14 protein-coding genes are annotated in these 16,334 nt (G+C 66.8%); 6 read left to right on the top strand and 8 right to left on the bottom strand.

Annotated features, from left to right (window positions below; genetic code table 11):
• Positions 1-16: 16 nt before the first annotated feature.
• The 8 genes from ASG12_RS01525 to dnaA all read right to left on the bottom strand — a co-directional run bounded on the left by ASG12_RS01525 (position 17) and on the right by dnaA (position 12,058).
• Positions 17-1,123 (bottom strand): DUF3566 domain-containing protein, encoded by a 1,107-nt coding sequence (locus tag ASG12_RS01525; protein WP_055784408.1) that lies wholly within the window; start codon positions 1,121-1,123, stop codon positions 17-19.
• 60 nt (positions 1,124-1,183) lie between these two features.
• Positions 1,184-3,697, bottom strand: a complete 2,514-nt coding sequence (gene gyrA / locus ASG12_RS01530) for a DNA gyrase subunit A (protein ID WP_055784410.1) — start codon at positions 3,695-3,697, stop codon at positions 1,184-1,186.
• A 55-nt stretch (positions 3,698-3,752) separates the two neighbouring features.
• Positions 3,753-5,801, bottom strand: coding sequence for a DNA topoisomerase (ATP-hydrolyzing) subunit B (gene gyrB, locus ASG12_RS01535; protein ID WP_055787395.1), 2,049 nt, complete (start codon positions 5,799-5,801; stop codon positions 3,753-3,755).
• 326 nt (positions 5,802-6,127) lie between these two features.
• The gene (locus tag ASG12_RS21490; protein ID WP_156378002.1) at positions 6,128-6,619 is read right to left on the bottom strand and encodes a DUF721 family protein; all 492 of its coding nucleotides are present in this window, start codon (positions 6,617-6,619) and stop codon (positions 6,128-6,130) included.
• A gap of 53 nt (positions 6,620-6,672) precedes the next feature.
• Positions 6,673-7,863 carry a DNA replication/repair protein RecF gene (gene recF / locus ASG12_RS01545; protein WP_055784414.1) on the bottom strand — a complete coding sequence of 397 codons (1,191 nt, stop codon included), beginning with the start codon at positions 7,861-7,863 and terminating at the stop codon, positions 6,673-6,675.
• Positions 7,864-7,869: 6 nt separating this feature from the next.
• Positions 7,870-8,760 (bottom strand): phosphogluconate dehydrogenase (NAD(+)-dependent, decarboxylating), encoded by an 891-nt coding sequence (gene gnd, locus ASG12_RS01550; RefSeq protein WP_055784416.1) that lies wholly within the window; start codon positions 8,758-8,760, stop codon positions 7,870-7,872.
• Positions 8,761-8,826: 66 nt separating this feature from the next.
• On the bottom strand, positions 8,827-9,990 hold the full coding sequence (gene dnaN / locus ASG12_RS01555) for a DNA polymerase III subunit beta (RefSeq protein ID WP_055784418.1): 1,164 nt from the start codon (positions 9,988-9,990) through the stop codon (positions 8,827-8,829).
• Positions 9,991-10,540: 550 nt separating this feature from the next.
• Positions 10,541-12,058: a chromosomal replication initiator protein DnaA gene (gene dnaA, locus ASG12_RS01560; protein WP_055784420.1), complete on the bottom strand. Its 1,518-nt coding sequence runs from the start codon at positions 12,056-12,058 to the stop codon at positions 10,541-10,543.
• 607 nt (positions 12,059-12,665) lie between these two features.
• Here dnaA and rpmH point away from each other — a divergent pair.
• The 6 genes from rpmH (at position 12,666) to rsmG (ending at position 16,299) form a co-directional block, all read left to right on the top strand.
• On the top strand, positions 12,666-12,809 hold the full coding sequence (gene rpmH, locus ASG12_RS01565) for a 50S ribosomal protein L34 (RefSeq protein WP_045824938.1): 144 nt from the start codon (positions 12,666-12,668) through the stop codon (positions 12,807-12,809).
• Between the two features lie 54 nt (positions 12,810-12,863).
• The gene (gene rnpA / locus ASG12_RS01570) at positions 12,864-13,250 is read left to right on the top strand and encodes a ribonuclease P protein component (protein WP_055784423.1); all 387 of its coding nucleotides are present in this window, start codon (positions 12,864-12,866) and stop codon (positions 13,248-13,250) included.
• Positions 13,247-13,633, top strand: a complete 387-nt coding sequence (gene yidD / locus ASG12_RS21065) for a membrane protein insertion efficiency factor YidD (RefSeq protein WP_443089068.1) — start codon at positions 13,247-13,249, stop codon at positions 13,631-13,633. Before rnpA ends, yidD begins: the two co-directional genes overlap by 4 nt.
• Before the next feature lie 4 nt (positions 13,634-13,637).
• Positions 13,638-14,864 (top strand): membrane protein insertase YidC, encoded by a 1,227-nt coding sequence (gene yidC, locus ASG12_RS01580; RefSeq protein ID WP_055784424.1) that lies wholly within the window; start codon positions 13,638-13,640, stop codon positions 14,862-14,864.
• Between the two features lie 81 nt (positions 14,865-14,945).
• On the top strand, positions 14,946-15,542 hold the full coding sequence (locus ASG12_RS01585; RefSeq protein WP_055784427.1) for a Jag family protein: 597 nt from the start codon (positions 14,946-14,948) through the stop codon (positions 15,540-15,542).
• A 76-nt stretch (positions 15,543-15,618) separates the two neighbouring features.
• Positions 15,619-16,299 carry a 16S rRNA (guanine(527)-N(7))-methyltransferase RsmG gene (gene rsmG, locus ASG12_RS01590; RefSeq protein ID WP_082501562.1) on the top strand — a complete coding sequence of 227 codons (681 nt, stop codon included), beginning with the start codon at positions 15,619-15,621 and terminating at the stop codon, positions 16,297-16,299.
• The last annotated feature ends 35 nt before the right edge of the window (positions 16,300-16,334 follow it).

The following is a 16,334-nucleotide window of genomic DNA, read 5'->3' on the forward strand; positions in this document are numbered from 1 at the left end:
ACAAAACCGGCTCGGATCAGTCGCGGTCGGCCAGCGTGATCTCGACGCCGCCGACGAGGTCGGCGCTCATGTTGTAGATGAACGCACCCACCGTCGTGAGGGCGGTGAACACCACGACATACACCGCACCGATGAGCGCGGCGATGCCGAACACACCGCCCGCGGTGATCTGGAACGAGGTGTCGGTGGTGGCGTCGCTCGACACCAGCGTCCCGAACGAGCTGTTCACCTGATCCCAGACACCCATGCCGTCGAGGATCACGTAGAGCACACCGATCGCGATCATCCAGATGAGGAAGAGCGCGACAGCGAGGACCGACGAGATCTTGAACGTCGACCACGGATCGATGCGGCGCAGCTGTACGGCGGCGCGCAGCGGTCCGCGCGGTCCCGGCGCGACCGACTCCACCGACCGGAACGCCGACGAGGACGGTGCGGCCTGTGCGGTCGGGGCGGTGGTCGGGTGGTGGATCGCATCGAGGTCGGGCAGGTCCTCGGGGATGTCACTGCGGTCGATGTTGCGAGTCGGTCCGTCGATCACCTTGCCGGCCAACGAGTTCCGACCACGGTTGGCCTGACCCTGCCCCGACTGGCCCACGTTGCCCTGGGCGTCGAGCTTCGAGATCGGTGCCCGCGCGGTCGGGGCGGCCGACTGCTGATCGGCCGACTGTCCGGCGGGGTTCTGCTGACCGGGCGGCTTGGGCGCCGCGGTCCCGGTCACCAGCGGCCGGTACGGCTTCGGGTTCGCCGGCTGCTGACCGGTGGGGGCCGCCTGACCCGACGACGGTGACTGGTCGGGGCGGTTGGGCTGCACCGGACCACCGGTCGGCGGCAACTGCGAACCGACACGCTGCCACGGCGGCTTCCCACCGGCACCCGTGCCCGACGTCGGACGCTGCGCATCGGGGTCCGGTACGCCCTGTGACGAGCCGTTGTCGTCACCGGTCGCACCGTTGGCACCGGAGTCACCCTGCGGACGGTCGGCCACCGAGGCGCCGGGGCGACCGGGGGTACGCGCCCACTCACCGTTCGAGGCGGAGCGATCGTCGGCGATCCGATCGCCGTGGCCACCGGCCGGGTCGGACCCGGTGCGCTGTCCGTCGGGCTCGTTGGGTGTGGTCACCTGAATTCCTTCACCTCGTGTGTGCGGTGCGATGTCTGCCGGGAGGAGACGATTGCCCCGCTACTTCCCGTCGGACGCGCTGTCGATCTCATCGGGCTCGTCGGCGTTGCGGGCAATTGCCAAGAGCGTAGTTCCTTCGTCGAGGTTCATCAGGCGGACGCCCTTCGTCTGACGACCGGCCTTGCGCACCTGCTTGGCCAGCGTACGGATCACGCCACCGTTGGAGGTGATGGCGTAGACCTCGCTGTTGTCGTCGACGATGAGCGCACCGACCAGCTCGCCGCGCCTGCGGTCGTACTGGATGGTGAGCACGCCCTTGCCGCCGCGTCCCTGCACCGGGTAGTCGTCCATCGCGGTGCGCTTGGCGTAGCCGCCGGCGGTCGCCACCAACAGATACGTGCTCTCCACGACGACGTTGAGCGACAGCAGCTGGTCGTCGTCGTTGAACCGCATGCCCTGCACGCCGGACGTCTGGCGCCCCATGGGGCGCAACGCCTCGTCGGTCGCACTGAACCGGATCGACTGGCCCTTGGTCGAGACCAGCAGCAGGTCGTCGGACGAGCTGCACAGCTGGGCGCCGACGAGTTCGTCCTCACCGCGCAGGTTGACCGCGATGATGCCGCCGGAACGGCTCGAGTCGAAGTCGACCAGACGGGACTTCTTCACCAGACCACCGCGGGTCGCGAGCACGAGATAGGGAGCATCCTCGTAGCTCTTGATCTGGATGACCTGCGCGATGCGTTCCTCGGGCTGGAAGGCCAACAGGTTCGCGACGTGCTGGCCGCGGGCGGTGCGGTTGGCCTCGGGCAGCTCGTAGGCCTTCGCCCGGTAGACCCGACCCTTCGTGGTGAAGAACAGGATCCAGTCGTGGGTGGAGCAGACGAAGAAGTGCCGGACGATGTCGTCCTGCTTGAGACCCGCACCCTGGACGCCCTTGCCGCCACGCTTCTGGCTGCGGTAGAGGTCGGTCTTGGTCCGCTTGGCGTACCCGGTCTCGGTGATGGTGACGACGACGTCCTCGCGGGCGATGAGGTCCTCGTCGGTGACGTCCCCGTCGGCGGCGATGATGCGGGTGCGTCGCTCGTCGCCGAACTTCTCGACGACCTCGGTCAACTCGTCGCGCACGATCGCACGCTGGCGCTCGGGCTTGGCGAGGATGTCGAGGTAGTCGGCGATCTCGAGCTCGATCTCGGCGAGGTCGTCGACGATCTTCTGACGCTCCATCGCCGACAGACGCCGCAGCTGCATCGAGAGGATGTGGTCGGCCTGGATCTCGTCGACGTCGAGGAGGGTGATCAGCCCCGCACGCGCCTCCTCCGTGTTGGCCGAGCGCCGGATCAGCGCGATGACGTCGTCGAGCGCGTCGAGGGCCTTCACCAGACCGCGCAGCAGGTGCGCGCGCTCCTCGGCTCGGCGCAACCGGTAGCGCGTGCGTCGGATGATGACGTCGAGCTGATGGGCCACATAGAAGCGGATCATCTGGTCGAGACGCAGGGTGCGCGGGACGCCGTCGACGATGGAGAGCATGTTGGCGCCGAAACTGGTCTGCAGCTGGCTGTGCTTGTAGAGGTTGTTGAGCACGACCTTGGCGACGGCGTCGCGCTTGAGGGTCACCACGACGCGCATACCGACACGGTCCGACGACTGGTCCTCGATGCGGCTGATGCCCTTGAGCTTGCCGTCGTTGACCTGCTCGGCGATCGACACGATCATGCGGTCGGGGTTCACCTGGTAGGGCAGCTCGGTGATCACCAGTGTCGTTGCGCCGGTGCGGGATTCCTCGACATCGACCACACCGCGCATGCGGATGCTGCCGCGCCCGGTGGTGTAGGCGTCGACGATGCCCTGCGACCCGACGATGAGTCCCGCGGTCGGGAAGTCGGGTCCCTTGATCCGCTCCATGCACGCGGCCAGCGTCGACTCCTCGTCGGCCTCGTGGTTGTCGAGCGCCCAGAACACCGCGTCGGCGACCTCGTTGAGGTTGTGCGGCGGCATGTTCGTCGCCATGCCGACCGCGATGCCGCCGGACCCGTTGATCAACAGGTTCGGGATACGGCTCGGGAGCACCGTGGGCTCCATGGTCTTGCCGTCGTAGTTCGGCGTGAAGTCGACGGTCTCCTCGTCGATGTCGCGCAGCATCTCCATCGCCAGCGGCGTGAGGCGGGCCTCGGTGTACCGCATCGCGGCGGCACCGTCGTCGCCGCGCGAGCCGAAGTTGCCCTGGCCGTCTACGAGGGGGTAGCGCATCGACCACGGCTGGGCGAGGCGCACGAGGGCGTCGTAGATCGCGGTGTCGCCGTGGGGGTGGTAGTTGCCCATCGTCTCCGCGACCGGCTTCGCGCACTTCACGTAGCTGCGGTCGGGCCGGAATCCGGCGTCTCCCATGGCGTAGAGGAGTCGACGGTGCACGGGCTTGAGGCCGTCGCGCACCTCGGGCAGCGCGCGGCCCACGATGACGCTCATCGCGTAGTCGATGTAGCTGCGCTGCATCTCCTGCTGGATGTCGACCGGCTCGATGCGGTCGCCGCCGTTTTCGTCGGTGGTGCCGCCCGGCGGCAAGGTGGTGTCAGTCATCAGATCACTTTCGTTGTACGGCGCCGTGTTTCACGTGAAACGAAACCGGCGTCGATCACACGTCGAGGAAGCGCACATCCCGTGCGTTGCGGGCGATGAAGCTGCGTCGGGCCACGACGTCCTCGCCCATCAGGACACTGAACAGTTCGTCGGCGGCCGCGGCGTCGTCGAGGGTGACCTGGCGCAGCACGCGCACCGTCGGGTCCATCGTGGTCTCCCACAGCTCCTTGGCGTTCATCTCGCCGAGGCCCTTGTAGCGCTGGATGCCGTCGTCGGTGTTGATCTTCTTGCCCGCGGCGCGGCCGGCCTCGAGCAGTCCGTCGCGCTCACGGTCGGAGTAGGCGAACTCCGGCACGGCACCCTTCTGCCACTTGAGCTTGAACAACGGAGGCTGCGCGAGATACACGTGGCCGTGCTCCACCAGGGGACGCATGAAGCGGAACAGCAGGGTGAGCAGCAGCGTCGAGATGTGCTGGCCGTCGACGTCGGCGTCGGCCATCAGCACGATCTTGTGGTACCGCAGTTTGGCGAGATCGAACTCGTCGTGGATACCGGTGCCGAAGGCGGTGATGATCGACTGCACCTCGGTGTTCTTGAGGACACGATCGATGCGGGCCTTCTCGACGTTGATGATCTTGCCGCGGATCGGGAGGATCGCCTGGTACATCGAATCGCGGCCCGACTTGGCGCTGCCGCCGGCCGAGTCGCCCTCCACGATGTAGACCTCGCATTTGGCGGGGTCGTTGCTGCGGCAGTCGGCGAGCTTGCCGGGCAGGCCACCGATGTCGGTCGCGCTCTTGCGCCGCACCAACTCTCGAGCCTTCCGCGCGGCCATGCGGGCCTGCGCCGAACCGACCGCCTTGTTGATGATGATCTTCGCCTCGGCGGGATTGGACTCGAACCAGTGCGACAGGTGCTCGTTGGCCACCTTCTGCACGAAGCTCTTCACCTCGGTGTTGCCCAGCTTGGTCTTCGTCTGACCCTCGAACTGCGGATCGGACACCTTCACCGAGATGACCGCCGCGAGACCCTCGCGGATGTCCTCACCGGTCAACTTGCCGTCCTTCTCCTTGAGGAGCTTCTTGTCGAGCGCGTACTTGTTGACCGTGCTGGTCAGCGCCGACCGGAAACCCTCCTCGTGGGTGCCGCCCTCGTGGGTGTTGATGGTGTTGGCGAAGGTGTGCACCGATTCGGAGTAGCCGTCGTTCCACTGCATCGCCAGTTCCAGCTCGTGGCCAGTGCCCTTGGCGGTGAAACTCACGATCGAGGCGTGGATCGGCAACCGCGACTTGTTGCGGTTGTTCAGGTGCGCGACGTAGTCCTCGAGTCCACCCGGGTAGTGGTAGATCTTCGTGCGCGGCTTGCCCGAGACCTCCTTGCGCACGCTCTCGCCCGCGGTGTCGGCGATCTCGATGACGTCGGAGACCTCGGTCGCGGCCTCGCTGTCGAGCTCGGCCTGGCTCTTGGGTGCCTCGGCCGTCTCGATGTCGTCGCTGTCGTTGCCGATCTGCGCGGGACGCTCGTCGGTGAGGGTGATGGTGAGCCCCTTGTTGAGGAACGCCATCTCCTGCAGACGCCGCGAGATCGTCTCGAAGCTGTAGTCGGTGGTCTCGAAGATCTCCGGATCGGCCCAGAAACGGGTGGTCGTGCCCTTGCGACGGGTGGCCGACCCCTTCACGAGCTCGACGGGCTTGGCGTAGTTGTACGTCTGCGACCAGTGGAAGCCGTCGCGGTCGATCTCCAGTTCGACCTTGGTCGACAGGGCGTTGACCACCGAGATGCCGACGCCGTGCAGACCACCGGACACCGCGTAGGAATCGGAGTCGAACTTGCCGCCGGCGTGGAGCTGCGTCATGACGACCTCGACGGTCGGGACACCGGTCTTGTGCATCTCGACGGGGATGCCGCGGCCGTCGTCGATGACCTCCACTCCCCCGTTGGCGAGGAGCTTCACGTCGACCTTGCTCGCGTGACCGGCCATCGCCTCGTCGACCGAGTTGTCGACGACCTCCCAGATCAGGTGATGCAGGCCGCGTTCACCGGTCGAGCCGATGTACATGCCGGGACGCTTGCGAACCGCTTCGAGACCTTCGAGAATGGAGATGGAGTCGGCGCCGTAGCTACCGCTGCCCGCCTTCTTGGCCGGAGCCTTCTTGGGGGCCGCCTTCTCGGGCTGTGATGTCGGCGGGGTGGTCGCCGGGGAGTTCTCGTCGTTCGGGGTGTCGCTGCTGTCGGCCACGGGTGGGGTCCGCTCCTCAATTGCTCGGGACGTGCTTTCCGAACCCCTCTCGGGGCACTCCCTCCATAGTACTGCCTCAGGCGTCCGAGAACGGCTGTCCATGGTGTCTGACGCGCCCACAGACCGAATTTCTCGACATTTCCTAGGGGCGATCGTGGGCGCGCACCGTCACGCACCTCTGAAGGGCAGTTTCAGCCGTAGGTGTCGCGCGGTCCCCGGCCACGGACGTGTCGCTCGCCCTTGCGCCACGACGGTGCCTTCGGTCCGGTGATCCGCAGCTGCGTGACCACGCCGTTCCCGACGGCCGCGGCGATCTTCGCGATGATCTGGCCCTGGATGAGGCGTAGCTGCGTGGCCCACGCCGTCGACTCGGCGGTGACATAGAGGATCTTGTCGCGCAGATCGGTCGGCTGGGCGTGTGCGGAGATGTCGGGTCCGACGATCCGCGCCCACGCCCCGAACACCGTGCCCTCGCCGATCTTGTCGCCCCATCCGCGGTCCTGCGACAGCGATCCGGTGAGCCGACCGAGCGGCTGCGGGTCACGGGGATCGGGCCCCGATCCCGAGTAGCCGCCGCGACGACCGCGGGCGCGCCGCCGCACCGGCGAGGAGCGGCCCTGGCCGACCGATTTCCCCGCCGCACGCGCGGCGTTGCGGGCGTCCTCGAGTGCCTTGCGGGCCATCGCGTGACCGCTGCTCGGCTCCTCCTGCGGACCGCCCACCTGCGGTTCGTCGGTCACCGCTGATCCTCCTCGAGCAGGTACGACTCCCGGCCACCGGATTCCGGCGACGACTCGCGCACCCCGACCGCGATACGGCGACCGCCGATCGCCTCGGGGATGTCCTCGGCGACCGCCGCGGTGATGATGACCTGTTCCACCGACGCCGCGAACCGTGACAGGGCCGCGCGCCGGGACGCGTCGAGTTCGGCGAACACGTCATCGAGCATCACCACGGGCTCGGCACCGTCGGCACGGATCAACTCGACCGAACCCAGACGCATCGCCAACGCCAACGACCACGATTCGCCATGACTGGCAAAGCCTTTCGCGACCTGACCGGCGATCACGACGTCGATGTCGTCGCGGTGCGGACCCACCAGACACACCCCGCGTTCGATCTCCTTCTTGCGCGCCTCCGACAACCGGGTCAGCAACACGGCCTCGATGTACTCGACGTCGGCCGCGGTCCCGTCGGCCGGGACGATGTCGTCTCCCACACTGGGCCGGTAGCGCAGGTCGACCGGACGCGAGTGCGGCGCGAGTGTCGCGTACTCGTCGGCGACCAGTGGTCGCAATCGTTCGACGACGTCGATGCGCCCGGCGGTGACCTCGGCGCCGAAGCGCGCCAGCTGGGTGTCCCACACATCGAGGGTGCTGATCACCGACGCCGCCGAGTCACCGCCCGAACGCATCGCTCCCGCAGCGGTTTTCAGCAATGCCGATCGCTGACGTAACACCCTGTCGTAGTCGCTGCGCGCAGCGACCATGCGTGGGCCGGCGAGCGCGGCGAGTTCGTCGGCGAAGCGACGACGGTCGGCGGGCTCGCCGCGCACCAGCGCCAGGTCCTCCGGTGCGAACAGCACGGTCCGGAGGATGCCGACGATGTCGCGTGCCCGCCGCGACGGTGCACCGTTCACCGATGCACGGTTGGCCTTGCCCGGGGTGATCTGTACCTCGGCGGTCAGCTCACGCCCCCCGTTGATCACCGTCGCCGACGCCGTGGCCGACTGCGCACCGGTCCGGACCAGTGATGCGTCGGTGCTCACCCGATGCGAGCGGAGAGTGGACAGGTACTGCAGCGATTCGATCAGGTTGGTCTTGCCGAAACCGTTGCGCCCCACGAAGATCGTGGGCTCCGCCGCGAGGTCGACCGACACGTCGTTCCACGAGCGGAAGTCACGCAGCCGCAGGGTGCGGACGAACACGTGCTCTCAGCTACCGGACGGCTTCACCGAGTGGCCGCCGAACTGGTTGCGCAGCGCCGAGACGGCCTTGAGTGTCGGTGAACCGCTCTCCTGCCGCGACGCGAAACGTGCGAAGAGCGCGGCGGAGATGACGTTGGCGGGCACAGAATGTCGGATCGCCTCCTCCACCGTCCACCGCCCTTCCCCGGAATCGGTGGTGTAGTCGGAGATCTCGGCCAGGCCGGGATCCTCCTGGAGCGCTTTCACGAGCAGGTCCAGCAGCCACGAACGGATGACCGTTCCGTGGGTCCATGCCTGCAGGGTGCCGGCGACGTCGGTGATGAGCGGCTCTGCGGTGAGGAGCTCGTAGCCCTCGCCGTAGGCGTGCATCAGCCCGTACTCGATGCCGTTGTGCACCATCTTGGCGTAGTGACCGGCACCGACCGGTCCGGCGTGGACGAATCCGTCGGCACGGTCACCCTCGGGACGCAGGGCGTCGAAAATCGGCATGGCGCGCTCGATGTGCTCCGGGGCTCCGCCGGCCATGAGGCCGTACCCGTTGGCCAGGCCCCACACGCCGCCGGACACACCACAGTCGATGTAGCCGATTCCCTTGGCGTCCAACAACTCCGCGTGCGGTGCATCGTCGGTGTAGCGCGAGTTGCCGCCGTCGATCACGAGGTCGCCGGGTGACAGGGCCTCGGCCAGCTTCTCCACCGTCTCGCGGGTCGCGGCACCGGAGGGAACCATGACCCACACGACACGCGGTGCCTGGAGTGCGGCGGCGAGCTCGTCGAGCGAGGGGACGTCGGTGACCTCGGGTCGCGGGTCGTAACCGATCACCTCGTGGCCGGCGCCCTTGAGGCGCTCACGCATGTTGGCACCCATCTTGCCCAAACCGATCAGGCCGAGTTGCATGGTGCGTCCTCTCGTCGAAAAGCGGTGCGGCACCGGCGCATCAGCGGGCCGGGGACGCGACGTCGATCAGCCCGGAAGGCGAACCGGCATCAGCAGATAGGTGAAATCGCTGGACGGTGCGGCGTAGGCGCCGCTGTCGTCGGGCACCGGTGCGTCACCGGTCGACGGACGCAGCACCGCGGGGCGACTGGGGGTCGTGAACCCGAAGTCGACCGACGTCGTGTGCAGGGCGGCGAGACCGTCGAGCAGGTAGGTCGGGTTGAAGGCGATGGTGAGCGGGTCCCCGTAGAACGACACCGCCACCTCCTCCTCGGCCTTGCCGGCGTCGTCGCCACCTGCGGTGAGCAGCACCGAACCGTCGGTGAACTCCAGACGCACCTGCGCACCCCGCTCGGCGACGAGCGCGACGCGCTTGATGGCATCGGTCAGGGCACTGATCTCGATGGTTGCCATCGAGGTGTGGGAGGGCGGCAGCAGCTGGCGGAACTTGGGGAACTCCGCGTCGAGGAGACGCGTGGTGGTCTGGCGGCCCTGGCCCAGGATGCCGAGCAGTCCCTCGCTGCCGATGCTGCCCGCGGAACCGAGTGCCAGCGACACCGGGGATCCGTCGGAACCTGCGGACTTCGCCGACTCCGACAGTGTCTTGGCCGGCACGAGGACCGCGGCGGTGTCACCGGTGGTGGGTTGCCAGGTCAGTTCGCGGACGGCGAGCCGGAAGCGGTCGGTCGCGGCGAGCACCACGGTGTCGTTCTCGATCTCCACGCGGATACCGGTGAGCATCGGCAGGGTGTCGTCCTTGCCGGCCGCGATCGCGACCTGGGTGATCGCCTCGGCGAACACCTCGGCCGGGACCGTGCCGGTGACGGTGGGCACCTCGGGCAGTGTCGGGTAGTCCTCGACCGGCATGGTCGGGAGCGAGAAACGCGAACTGCCACAGGTGATCGCGACCCGCGAACCGTCGAGCGAGACATCGACCGGCTTGGCCGGCAACGCGCGGGTGATGTCGGCGAGCAGCTTGCCCGACACGAGGACCCGGCCCTCGTCGGCGACCTCGGCGGAGATGTCGACCTGGGCCGACACCTCGTAGTCGAAGCCCGAGACGGTCAGACCGGTGTCACCGGCGGTCAGGACCACGCATCCGAGAACCGGGACGGGCGGGCGGCTGGGCAGGCTGCGGGCGACCCACGCCACGGAGTCGGCGAATTCGTCGCGTGTCACACGGAACTTCACAGCGATCGACCCTCCCGATCGGTCCGATCCTCCATAGCGACGAATGCCCTTCCGGTCGGTGGTGACGATGTCGTCCGCGAGACGACGTGGTGCGGACGATGCTTCGTCGGCCAGTGGGCACCACTCTAGAACGGACCGGCGCCGATCGTGGCAAACGGGTGGAGCTTGCACCCGAGCCGACGACGGCGTCCGGGCCGAGGGTGTGGACAGAGGACTCTGTGCACATCGCTTCTTATAAAGAGAAGTGAAAGAGAGTGAATATCAATAGTCATAGGAGCTGTTCAATCTGTGGACCGAGCCCATCCCGCCCAGTTGGGACCGGGTGGAGGTCTGTGTATGACACGTGGAGCGTTGCCGGTGGTTGGGCGCCACGTTGTGCACACGTCGGTGTTCGTTCACCTCGGTCCACCGTTGCTCCACAGTTTACGAGGGTTATCCACCGAGTTATCCACAGCTGGGGAACGACAGAACAGTGCCCCTTCAGGGCCGTCGACAGGGACGAGCGATCTCGACCCGAGGTCGAGACATGGTGCCCGGAGTGGGGAAGGGATCAGGTCCGCGAGCGCTGTTTGATGCGCGCGGTGAGTTCCTGGACGTAGTCGTACACCTTGCGGCGCTCGGCCATCTCCTTGCGGATCTTCTTGTCCGCGTACATGACCGTGGTGTGATCGCGGTCGAAGGTCTCACCGATCTTCGGCAGCGAGAGATCGGTGAGTTCACGACAGAGGTACATGGAGATCTGACGGGCCTGGGCGAGAGACCGTGTTTTGCCGGGCCCACGCAGTTCGTCGACGCTGATGCCGAAGTACTCCGCGGTGATGGCGAGGATGGCCGGCGCATTGATCTCGACGTTCCCGGTGTCGGGGAGCAGCGCCTGCAACACGATCTCGGCCAGCGCCAGGTTCAGCTCGGCGTTGTTCAGTGATGCGAAGGCGGTGACACGGATCAGTGCGCCCTCGAGTTCGCGGATGTTGCGCTCGATCTTCGAGGCGATGAGTTCCAGCACGTCGTCGGGGACCTGCAGGCTGTCCATCTGCGCCTTCTTGCGGAGGATGGCGATGCGGGTCTCGAGTTCGGGTGGCTGGACGTCGGTGATGAGGCCCCACTCGAAGCGCGTGCGCAACCGGTCCTCGAGGGTCGCGAGCTGCTTCGGCGGCCGATCCGACGACACCACGATCTGCTTGTTCGCGTTGTGGAGGGTGTTGAAGGTGTGGAAGAACTCCTCCTGGATGCCCTCTTTGCCGACCAGGAACTGGATGTCGTCGACCAGGAGCACGTCGACATCGCGGTAGCGACGCTTGAACGCCACCCGGCGGTCGTCACGCAGCGAGTTGATGAAGTCGTTGGTGAACTCCTCGGTGGACACGTACTTCACACGCATCCCCGGGAACAGCCGCTGCGCGTAATGACCGGCCGCATGCAGCAGATGCGTCTTGCCCAGTCCCGACTCACCCCAGATGAACAGCGGGTTGTACGCCCGCGCGGGTGCTTCGGAGATCGCGACCGCCGCGGCGTGGGCGAAACGGTTCGACGCCCCGATGACGAAGGTGTCGAACGTGTACTTGGGGTTCAGACTGCTGGGTTCACCGGGACCGGGATGGAAGTACGTCGACCAGTCACCGTCGGCGGATCGACCGTCGGCCGGCGGGAGACCGCTGCCGAGGACACCGTCGATCCGCGGGGTGTCGTGGAGGTAGTCGTTCGCGTCGCGCCGATCGGCGAAGGTGTCGGGGAGCGTGTTCAACGCCGCGCTCACGTCGAGGGGTGCATGGTTGGTGACCGAGGACTCGGCATCGGGATCGATCCGGACGCCGAGATCGACCTCCGCGCCGAGATGGCGACTGAGTGATGCGCGGATCGGTTCGCGGAGAGTGCGTTCGATCTGTTCCTGCACGAGTGCCGACGGCACCGCGAGCAACGCGAACCCCTCGGCGAGGGTGAGTGGCTGCACCAGTGACAGCCACGCCTTCTGCTGACGGGTGAGGGAATCACCGAGGGTGTCGTCGGTGGTGAGCTCCACGAGCACCTGTTGCCAGATGTCACCGAAGGTGTCGCGGTCGGAACTCATCGTGACCCCTCCTCGAGGTGGCGATCGTCCGTGGTGGGCCGTACCGCGTGGCCCATCGTCGCCTACCCACCGACGTTTGTCCACACGGTTATCCACAGGTGTGGACAGATATAGAAGAGGCGTCGACCAGGCCGAACCATCTCGGCGCCGACGACATCGGGCAGCCCCTGAGGGCCACGGCGACCGGTTGTCCCCAGGCCGCGCGATCGACGATCAACTCCCCGCCGAACGATGTGCTCGTGGAAAGCTAACAGACGTCCGACGGACTCTCAACCGTTCGGTACGCACATTTCGGGCCGCAGATCGCGGCACCCGGCGTGTACGGCGTGTCGCCGCAGGTCGGGTCGATCGCGCCCGCTTCCGGTGAGGGTCGCCCGACCCCTGTTCGGCGGTTTGACCGGCCCCGAGACGGTCAGTACTCTCGAACGGTCGCCGAGGTGTGGGTTTTCTCGTGCGCGTCGCCTGCTCGAAGGCTCCTCGTCGTCACGTGGAGTGGCCGGTCGTGGTGAATGCGCTCGGATTCGACCGAACCCGGCATGAGACCACCAGATAAACGGGTGTCGAGGACGCATGTCCTCTCCGGCGCCCCGACAACGAGGAGTTCCCCGTGGCCAAGGGCAAGCGGACCTTTCAGCCGAACAACCGTCGGCGCGCGCGTGTGCACGGTTTCCGTCTGCGCATGCGCACACGTGCCGGCCGTGCCATCGTCAACGGACGTCGCCGCAAGGGCCGTGCGGGCCTGACTGCCTGATTCGTCACGTCCGTACGCTCCGTATCCGGTGCGTACGCACTGTCGAATGCACCGGTGCTCGCCCGACATCAGCGGATCTCACACAGGTCCGACTTCAGTCGCACACTTCGACACGGGGTGCGCGTACGTCGTCGTGACCTCATGACTTATGTCCTGGTCACCCCGGATGTGTGGCCGGACGCCCGCGGCGTCCGCGTCGATGTCGCCGAGCCCAGCGGACCGCGCGTCGGTCTGATCGTCAGCAAGTCGGTCGGCAACGCGGTCGCCAGACATGCGGTCGCCAGGCGTCTGCGTGCAGCGAGTGCCGATGCGCTCGACGGGGTCACCACGCCGTCGACCGTCGTCATCCGCGCTCTACCGAACGCGGCGAGTGCACCGGAAAGTGTACTCGCAGAACAGGTGTCGTCGGCAATTGCCAGATCTGGCCTGGCGGCATCGTGAACCCCGGCAGCTGGATGCGGCGGTCGCTGATCTTCCTGGTGCGTGCGTACCAGACGTGGATCTCCCCCACCCGCATGCCGAGCTGCCGCTTCGAACCGACCTGCAGCACCTACGCCGTGGAAGCCCTCACCGAATGGGGCGCGATCCGCGGAGGGGCACTCTCCCTCTGGCGCCTGCTCAAGTGCGGGCCCTGGCACAAACCCGGCTATGACCCCGTCCCCGAGCGGAACAGGCACCATGGACTGGTGACCGGTGCGCAGACCGGCGATGATCCCGACCCCCGCGTCCCCGACGCTGATCGATCGAGCGTCTCCGACGCCGAACCAAGGTGCGTCTCCGACGCAGCGACAAGGTGCGTCTCCGACGCAGTGAGGAGCAACTGACACCGTGCTCAACTTCATCTACTGGCCGGTCTCGGCGATCATGTGGGTCTGGCACTGGGTCTTCAGCCACATCCTCCCCGACTCCCCCGGCGGCAGCGGCATCGCGTGGGGACTCTCGGTGATCTTCCTCGTGTTCACGCTGCGCGCCATCCTCTACAAGCCGTTCGTGAAGCAGATCCGCACCACGCGGCAGATGCAGGAGATCCAGCCGCAGCTGCAGGCGATCCGGAAGAAGTACGCCAAGGATCGCGTCAAGATGACCGAGGAGATGCAGAAGCTCCAGAAGGAGCACGGATTCAATCCGCTCCTCGGGTGTCTGCCGATGTTGGCGCAGATCCCGGTGTTCATCGGTCTGTTCCACGTCCTGCGTTCGTTCAACCGCATGGGTACCGGGTTCGGTCAGCTGGGCATGAGCGCCGAGCAGACCCGATCGATCGGGAACTACGCCTTCAACGCTGACCAGGTCCAGAACTTCCTCGACGCCCGGCTCTTCGGCGTGCCTCTCTCGGCGGCGATCTCGCAGCCCAAGTCGGAGTGGGTCGCGTTCAGCGCGGACGGCGTCATCGACTTCACCCGTAACCACATCGTCTACCTGGTCATCCCGCTGGTGATCATCTCGTCCATCGCGACGCACATGAACTCGCGTGCCTCGGTCGCCCGTCAGGGTGCGGCCGCTCTCGAGAACCCGCAGACCGCGATCATGAACAAGCTCGCGCTCTACGTCTTCCCCCTCGGCATCCTGGTGTCCGGTGCGTTCTTCCCCGTCGCCATCCTCCTGTACTGGGTGAGCAACAACCTCTGGACCTACGGACAGCAGCACATCGTCTTCAACCGCATCGAGAAGGAAGACGCGGAGAAGAAGGCCGCCAAGCAGGAGAAGCTGAAGGCCAACGCACCGAAGCCCGGCGCCCGTCCGGACCGCGCGAAGAAGAAGGCCGAACCCACCACGGTCGATGCCTCCGATGCCAACGGGTCCGGGGCGAACGGCAATGGCGACAACGCGACGACGTCGGGTGACACCACGAAGTCGAGCGCGAACGGCAAGGGGTCGGCGCCGAACCTCTCCAAGAGCAACGGCAAGGCCACGACCGGCAGCGCCGTGAACGGGAGTGCATCCAACGGCGGTGGGTCCAACGGATCGGGCGGCGGATCGAAAGCCGGTTCCGGAGCGAAGCCACGGCCGGGACAGAAGCCGGCGACGACGCAGCAGCGCAGACGCAAGCGACGCTGATCTCCACCACCACCCTCGCGCGACCCCCACGATGCGGTCGGCGAACTGACTTGTACACACACGATTCGAAGGTGAGAACACATGACGGCAGAGACGAGCGACGCCGACGTCGCTGAGATCGAGACCACGGACGATATCGTCGCCGACGACACGACCACGCCTTCCGACGCGGATTCCGCGGATTCCGCGGAGGACAGCGCCGGCACCGGTGACGGTGAGGACCGTCTGGTCGAGGAAGGCGAGGTCGCCGGTGACTACCTCGAGCAGCTTCTGGACCTTCTCGATTTCGACGGCGACATCGACCTGGATGTCGACGGCGATCGCGCCATCGTGAGCATCGACGGCGGACGTGATCTGGTGAAGCTGGTCGGCAAGAACGGAGAGGTGCTCGACGCTCTCCAGGAGCTGACACGCCTGGCTGTGCAGCAGGCGACCGGCGAGCGGTCACGTCTCATGCTGGACGTCGCGAGCTGGCGTGCCGACCGTCGCCAGCGGCTGTCTGCCCTCGGCTCGGAGGTCGCCCACCGCGTCGCCGAGAACGGTGGTCGCGAGGAGCTCGACCCCATGACCCCGTTCGAGCGCAAGATCGTGCACGATGCGGTCGCCGCTGTCGATGGCGTCATCAGCGAGAGCGAGGGCGTCGAGCCCAAGCGTCGCGTCGTGGTCATCAAGCGCTGACCTCTCCCCCACTCGACACCCACAGGGCCCCGGTTCCGCCGGGGCCCTGTGGCGTTTCTGCCCCATCCCGGAAAGGATGTTTCACGTGAAACACGACGCCGAGTTCGACAACCCCGATATCGCCGCCGCGGCCCACACGCTCTTCGGTCGGCGGGTCGAGGCTGCCGCCACCTACCGTGACTTCCTCGCCGATGCCGGAGTGGTTCGTGGTTTGATCGGCCCGCGTGAGGTCGACCAGATGTGGTCCCGACACGTGTTGAACTGTGCTGCCGCGGCAGAGGCCATCGCGGCCGACGGTCGGGTGGTGGACATCGGTAGTGGAGCTGGGCTGCCCGGTATCCCGCTGGCGCTCGCCCGTTCGGACCTCCGCGTCACTCTTGTGGAGCCGCTACTGCGTCGGTACGAGTTCCTGGTCGAGATCGTCGGGATGCTGGGTCTCGATGTGGAGGTGGTGCGAGGGCGTGCCGAGGACAAGGAAGTCATCGCTGCCGTGGGTGGAACCGATGTGGTGACGTCCCGTGCGGTCGCGCCGCTGGATCGTCTGGCGCGGTGGTCGCTACCGCTTCTCCGGCCCGGTGGGGAACTCCTCGCCATCAAGGGTTCCTCTGCCGGAGAGGAGATCGAGAAGCATCGCGCCGCGTTGTCGAGGGCCGGGTTGGGCGACCTGCGCGTGGAGTCGTTCGGTGCCGATACTCTTGCCGTGGCGACGACGGTGGTCCGCGGCGAGTATCGCGGAAAGCCCGGCAAGCGTCGATGACCGTGGCCGCGTCTAGAGCGCGATCACGTCTGGTC

It is taken from the genome of Williamsia sp. Leaf354 (assembly GCF_001424365.1).
Lineage (GTDB): Bacteria > Actinomycetota > Actinomycetes > Mycobacteriales > Mycobacteriaceae > Williamsia_A.